Here is a 6,152-nt window from a genome sequence, read left to right on the forward strand (position 1 = left end):
CTGGGCCAAACGGCGGGCCAGACCGGGGACGTCGTGATGATCGATGATGGACTTGCGGTCAGTCTGACGGGCGAGCTGATAGCCGAGCAACTCAGCCAGCATGCTCGGGTCACCACCGGGCTCAGGCAGGTCCTTGAGCCATTCCAGGCTGTTGTAGACCGCACGCCGGGAGACGCCAGGCTCAGCCAAGAAACCCTGCAGCGCCTGTAGCACGGCGACCGGTTCGCCCCACTTGGCGGTGAAGCGTCGAATGCCACCGGAGCGTTTGATCAGCGTTAGGCAGAAGGCATTGCGTCCGCCGGCGTGCTTGGCGCTCGCCTCGGCCTCGCGCAGTGCGCGCAGCACGCTGCCGAGCGGTGCCTGATGATGGGCGATGACCGCGCCGCAGCTGGCAGTGGCGGTCTCGCCCATCATGCGGAGTAAACGGCCATTGAGCCACGCAAAACCGCTGCCGAGGCGCAGCCCCGTCTGAGCATCCGCCTCCTGTTCGGTACTCAGTCCGGAGTAGGCCTCGCGTAACCGTTGCATGGCCGGGAGCAGGTCGGCGACCGGCAGCATGGCGAGCACGTCATCACCGCCGGCATAGATCACCCGGCCAAGGTATTCGCGCTCGACCACATGGCGGACTACGCTCAGGGCAAAGTCGTTGAGCGCTCCTGAGATCGCAAGATGGCGGTTCGGTGATAAGGCCCGAGGCTGTTCGGCATAGCGAGCCAGCAGCGGCTCACCCTGCGCGCGCTGATCAAAGCCTTTGCGGACCTGCGGGTGGAAGCTCTCGCGATAACTGATCGCTGACTTTTTTCCATGCTCTGACTGTTCGCCACTGAGCCAAGCGCCCATGCGGTCGCCATCCATCATCAGCAGCGCATAGTAGGTTTCGAGCGGCGCGTCACCAGGCGTGGCTGTGGCGAGGCTGCGACGCACCAAGCCTTTGAGTCGCTGTGCCTCGTCGGCATCATCGAGCTCATTGGCCGTCTCGAGCAGACCGGCCAAGCGTTTCGCCTCCGAGAGCGCTTCCGAAGCATGGCCGCTGTGGCGGCGCAGCAGGCGCTGTGGCAAGGCGACGCGCTCCGGCCGATAACGCTTGAAGGCATCGTGACAGCCCTCAGCCAGGGTGCCGCCACGTTCGAGCCAGCGGTCGAGCTGGTAGGCAAGCGCCATACTGTGGGTGGAGACGACGAAGCGCTTCAGGTCAGTGCCGAGTGCCTGATCCACCTCCTCGGCGAATAACGTCGGCCAGAGCCGTTTGATCGCTGGCAGCGCTCCCAGATGCTCGCCCGGTTTGGCCCATGCGGGACGGGATTCCGCGATGCGCGCCCAGAGTGTCTCGGGGTTTTGCCGATAGGAGGATGCCAGCTGAGCCGGGTCGGTGGTGAGCCATTCAGTCTCGCCGGTGAGCGAGCATCGCCAACCGCGCTGCTTGGTCTGGGCAAAGGGACGCACCGCCTTGGCGGCGGCCAGCACGCGCTCGGCCAGGTCGTACACGGCCGGATAGAGCACCCCTGGATTGGGTGCAAAGAAGGTGGTCCCATCCTGCCAACACGTCTCGCGCTGCAGCACTTGCCAGGCAGGGGTAGCCAGAAAGCCGGCTGGCTCATCCGCTTGAACGCCAAAAAAGGGCGCCATGGCGGCGGATAGTGCGCTCGTGTCCAGACTCCGCTTGCCATCCTTGGTCGTCTCACGCATCAGCGAGAACGGCACTGCGGCCCAATGCACCTCCGGAAAGCCTTCGAGCTGCTCGCGCATCTGCTGATGACAGTACAGGTCAGGCACCTGAGCCATGCCCACCGTCTCCAGCAACCGCTGGAGCACTGTCTCGCCAAGCGTCAACAGCCAGGTGCGCACCTGCTGCTCAACCCGCGCGGCGAGGGCTTGCGCTTGAGCGCGCGGTACCAGCGCGACGAACCGATTGGGCAAGGCTGCCGAGAACAACGGATTGCTGTCGGTGCCGCCCTTCGACCAGTCGCAGGCAGCGAACCAGTCGCGTGGCAAACCGCACTGATCGCGCAACCAAAGGTCGACTTGTGGCACGCCGCGCAGGCGTGGAAACAGGATCGCGTCCGGGCCAAGTGCTTCGCAGACCGGTCGCATCGCCTCCCAGGCGAGCCGGGCCAGCAGATGCGAGCCGGCCCAGAGATCCGAGGTCGAGCGTGCTGCGGCAATGAAGGGCTGCACCGGACCAATCGATAACGCCAAGAGGGTGACTTCGCTGTCAGGATCGGCCGCAAAGGCGCCGGCGAAGGCCGAGGTCAGATCCAGGTGATCCCAGATGCTGTGATCGGGTACCCGCGTATCGGCCGGCAGCAGCCGCCAAAGCTCACCGAGCTTGCCGAAGTCGTTCTCCTCGTGCTGAGAGACTTCTGGGCCAAAACGCCAATAGGCGAGCAGAGTGCGACGCCAGTCGGTCTCAGCGTCTGGACCTGTGCCTTGGCGTAGCGTCAACTGCTCGAAGTGCGCCTGGCTGCGCGCCTTGATGTCGTGGAAATCGGTGTCGCTCAGCCCGCCGTGGCGACCGAGATCAAGCTCCGTGCCGGTCAGCGGGTGGATCAGCACCGGCTGCTTGGTCCAGCGCACCTGCGCCCAGTCGGCGACCTTGAGGGTCTTCTGCTGACCGCTGCGGGTGGTGACCGTGATCTCCTGCATCGGCCACTGGGGCCGATCCGCCGCCGCCGACCAGTGATCGGCGCGCCGGATCTGCTCATACAGCGCCTTCGGCACGCCGTGACGAAACAGCCTGCGATGCAGGTTGCTGGTCTCTTCTTGAGTACGACTATCCGTCTCAGGCTCGCTCAGCCCGAGCAGCCGTTGCAGCGCGCGGGAGGTGCCGCCCTCGTGGCCGGCAGGATCGCGCAAGAGCACGAGGGCCTTTTCGGCCGGATCATGCAGGCGGGCATGGAGCTTGGCTTGCCAGAGTGTGTTGTTGTTTTCATCCATGGATCGTTACTCCGGGGTGCGGGTCAGTACTTCGGCTTGGTCCAGATAGGCGTGGACCCGGGACCAAATGCTCTCGACGGTTTGCCGATTAGGCTGAAACGGCTGATTAGGCGGCAAACAGGGGACATGTACGATCAGCCCACGCAGGGTTCCATCAAGCGTGACACGCACCTTGAAGCGCAAGCTGTTTGGCAAGCGAGCATTATTGCCCCAGGCCGGAACCGTGTGGTGCGTCACCGGGTAGCTCAGCCAGTGGCGCGCTTGCGGGACACCCATGCCATGGAATGGAAATTGTTGTGTCCGCAGCTCAATCTTGAGCTTAGCAAGTTGGCGCATGACGCTTTTCCAGTCTGGGAATGACTGACTGGTTTGCCAGATCAGAGGTCTCTGCCGATCGTCGATGCCAATCGCATTTGGCCAATCCAGTCTCAAGGCTTCTCGCCAGGGACGCTGAACCGCCTTGACAAGCTCAGCTTTGGTCGGCGAGACAGTGTTGTCAGACGCCGATAGTTGGAAAGAACCCCATCCGTTTCGACTACGCCCACCGATGGTTCCGTAGTGATCGATGAGCGAGATCGCCGTCTGCAACAGTGGCTCGTGAGCCTCCTGGAAGGCGATCGAGAGCGTGGCGGATTCGCCGGCCTGGATCGCCGCGTTCTTTTTCAGAGCGGTCTGTCCCTGCGCAAATCCAAGTGGACCATAACCGAGATAAAGCTGCGCGCCTACGGCAACGGCATTGCCCTGCTGATTGGTCACCTCAGGATGGACGACTCTCGCTGTCTCAAGGCCTCGCCAATCCTTCTGGGCGCCAAGCTCCCAGCGATCGAGCCGGAGTCGCAGTTGACTCTGACGTGAGCCGTGGCGTTTGTCTGATGCGACACCGAAGAGCTGTCCTTCCTCTTCTCGCATGTGCTCGATGGTCAAGTTGTTGGCATGCTGAGCCGCATAGGCCACACGCCACCACTGCCGCAACAGCGCCTTGAACGGTGGTGTTCGCCACTGGCCGTTCTGTTCGGCATTGCCGAGAAACGCCGGCGTGTTGAAGGTGATTTTGCAGTCGAGCGTTTTCATAAGGCTGCTTGTTTGGTCCGTTCGATGTGTCCGTTTCGTGGATAGCCAGTACTCTGGTCGGCAAGGATGGCACGATCGCGCTCAGTCATCCGGAGCGGCAACCTTGCGGCCAGATCATCCCGATGGCAGAAGGTTATGGCGTGGTGACGCGCAACAGCATGCGCTCAACAGAGGCGTGCAAACCGGGAAGATCTTGCTCGATCACGCTCCAGACGAGCTGGGTATCCAGCCCCAGGTAGCCGTGGGTCAAGACATTGCGAAACCCGGCAATGTCACGCCAAGGGATCGTCGGCTCACTGGCTTTGATCGGATGACTCAAACGCTGGGTGGATTCGGCCAACGTTTGCAGATTGCGCATCACGGCATCTTGCACCAGATGTGAGCTGACAAAGGTCGCATGGTCACCTCCGGTGTATTCCTGAATCCGCTCAATGCCTTCTTTGATGTGCCGTAGCAGCGCCTCATCGGTCTCCTTTCCCGGTGTCATAACGGTTGCGCCTCGCGCAAAATCCGCTCACGTAACGATGGCGCGAGGCTCGCTTCCGTGACAACGTCGACGTTGCGCCTGGTCAACTCCTGCACGTCCATGAGCAAACCGCCCAACGCTAGCCCACTCTGACCGGCGGGAAGGGAAACCAACAGATCGATATCGCTTTGGCGCTCGACATCAATCTCCCCCTGCGCCATCGAGCCAAAGACGCGGACGTCTTGTATGCCACGTCGCGCGGCGAGCGCTCGGATGGCGCGTCGATGTTGTTCAATAAATGGATGCATTCACCAGACCTCCATCAGATAACCTTCGTCGCACAGTCGATTGAAGCGTTTCTTGCCAGTCACCAAGCCGGGCTGACGGGGCATCACCCACTCCATTCCCGCACCAGATCCCGCAGCTGTTGCAGCTCCGCCGGCGGCACCAGACGGATGCGCGCACGCAGGGCACGGGCGATGAGCGTCTCGGTCGGCTCACGCGCGGAGAGCAGCCAGGTGTGGCCGAACAGCCCGCGGACGTCATCGCCGAGGCTGTCGAGCTTGTAGGCGATGGCGTTATCGTTCTCGTCGCGGTAGCGCAGCGTCTTGCACTCGATGTGCAGCAGTTGGTTCAGGTGGCAGGCGAGCACGTCGAATTCGTTGGCCATGGCCTCCTGGCGATCCCAGTGACCCTCGACGCCAAGGCGCGCATCATGCACACCGGCATCGTGCACGGCGTGATAGGCGTAGTCCTCGAGCCAGCCACCGCGCACGAACTGCGCCGCGGCCAGGTCGGTGAAGCGGAAATACGCCGAGCCGGGCTCCCAGGCGAGCACCTCAGCGGCGGCCAACTGCGCCATCGCCTCGGCCCAGAGCCCGCGCGGTGGGCGCGGAAAGGATTGCACCGGCGCCGCCAGACGCTCATCGCGGCTGTCCGGCAAGCGCTCGAGGGCCTTGTCGGCCAGATAATTCAAGCTGCCAATCAGCTGCTGCAGGCTCGGGTCGGCGATGCGTCGGCCAAGGAACTTGCAGGCGGCCTTGCGCGCTGTGGCGAGCCTTGTCCAGGTCGGATCATCAGAGACGGCGCGCTGGAACTGAAAGCCTTGGGCGCGCAGATAGGCGGGCACGTCGAGCACGTTGCTCATCGGCGTCGGTGCGGGGACCGAGGCCGGCCCGTCCTGGGCGCTGCTAGCCAGGTACTCGATGCGCCGATGGGCGGTGTCGGTGTAGAGGATGCGGCTAGCCAGCCCGCGAAAGGCCTCGACGAAGGCGAGCGACATCAGCTTGGTGCCACCGGTGGCGTTGAGCACGATCTCGGTGTCGGGGTCGACGTTGAGCACGCGCTCGGCGACCTGATGGGCGAAGTGTTGGATCGCCGGAAAGCCGCTATCCGGACAGCCCAGGCAGCGGATGAGCTGTGCGTCTGCGTCACGCAGTTGGTTGGTGAGACGCCGGTCGGCACCGCGCCGAGCCATCTCTTCGGTGAGGACCAGAAACACTCGCGCCGGGCGTTCCATCAGGATCGGGATCAGGTTCTGCAGCACTTGATCGGAGACCAGCACCACCTGGGTACTCATGCGCCGGCCTCCTGGTCCCGATCCTCAGCGGCCCGGTCGTCGCTGTGCGGACCAACCGCCTCAGCGATGGACCCGAAGCGAATCGCCTCGGGCTCGATGCGC

The 6,152-nt window shown here is 63.4% G+C and carries 5 protein-coding genes; all 5 read right to left on the reverse strand.

What is annotated here, in order from left to right; translation table 11 throughout:
- The coding region (gene cas10, locus VBE63_RS23525; protein ID WP_323685450.1) for a type III-B CRISPR-associated protein Cas10/Cmr2 at positions 1–2,934 on the reverse strand (2,934 nt) is incomplete at its 3' end.
- A 6-nt stretch (positions 2,935–2,940) separates the two neighbouring features.
- On the reverse strand, positions 2,941–4,005 hold the full coding sequence (locus VBE63_RS23530) for an RAMP superfamily CRISPR-associated protein (RefSeq protein ID WP_323685451.1): 1,065 nt from the start codon (positions 4,003–4,005) through the stop codon (positions 2,941–2,943).
- A gap of 133 nt (positions 4,006–4,138) precedes the next feature.
- Entirely contained in the window at positions 4,139–4,492 is a 354-nt protein-coding gene (locus tag VBE63_RS23535; protein ID WP_323685452.1) for a DUF86 domain-containing protein, read from the reverse strand.
- Complete coding sequence (locus VBE63_RS23540) at positions 4,489–4,779, reverse strand: nucleotidyltransferase family protein (protein WP_323685453.1); 291 nt, start codon at positions 4,777–4,779, stop codon at positions 4,489–4,491. The genes VBE63_RS23535 and VBE63_RS23540 overlap by 4 nt, the downstream gene beginning before the upstream one ends.
- An 83-nt stretch (positions 4,780–4,862) precedes the next feature.
- The gene (locus tag VBE63_RS23545; RefSeq protein ID WP_323685454.1) at positions 4,863–6,050 is read right to left on the reverse strand and encodes a Card1-like endonuclease domain-containing protein; all 1,188 of its coding nucleotides are present in this window, start codon (positions 6,048–6,050) and stop codon (positions 4,863–4,865) included.
- Positions 6,051–6,152: the final 102 nt, after the last annotated feature.

This window comes from Lamprobacter sp., assembly GCF_034860625.1.
Classification (GTDB): Bacteria; Pseudomonadota; Gammaproteobacteria; order Chromatiales; family Chromatiaceae; genus Lamprobacter.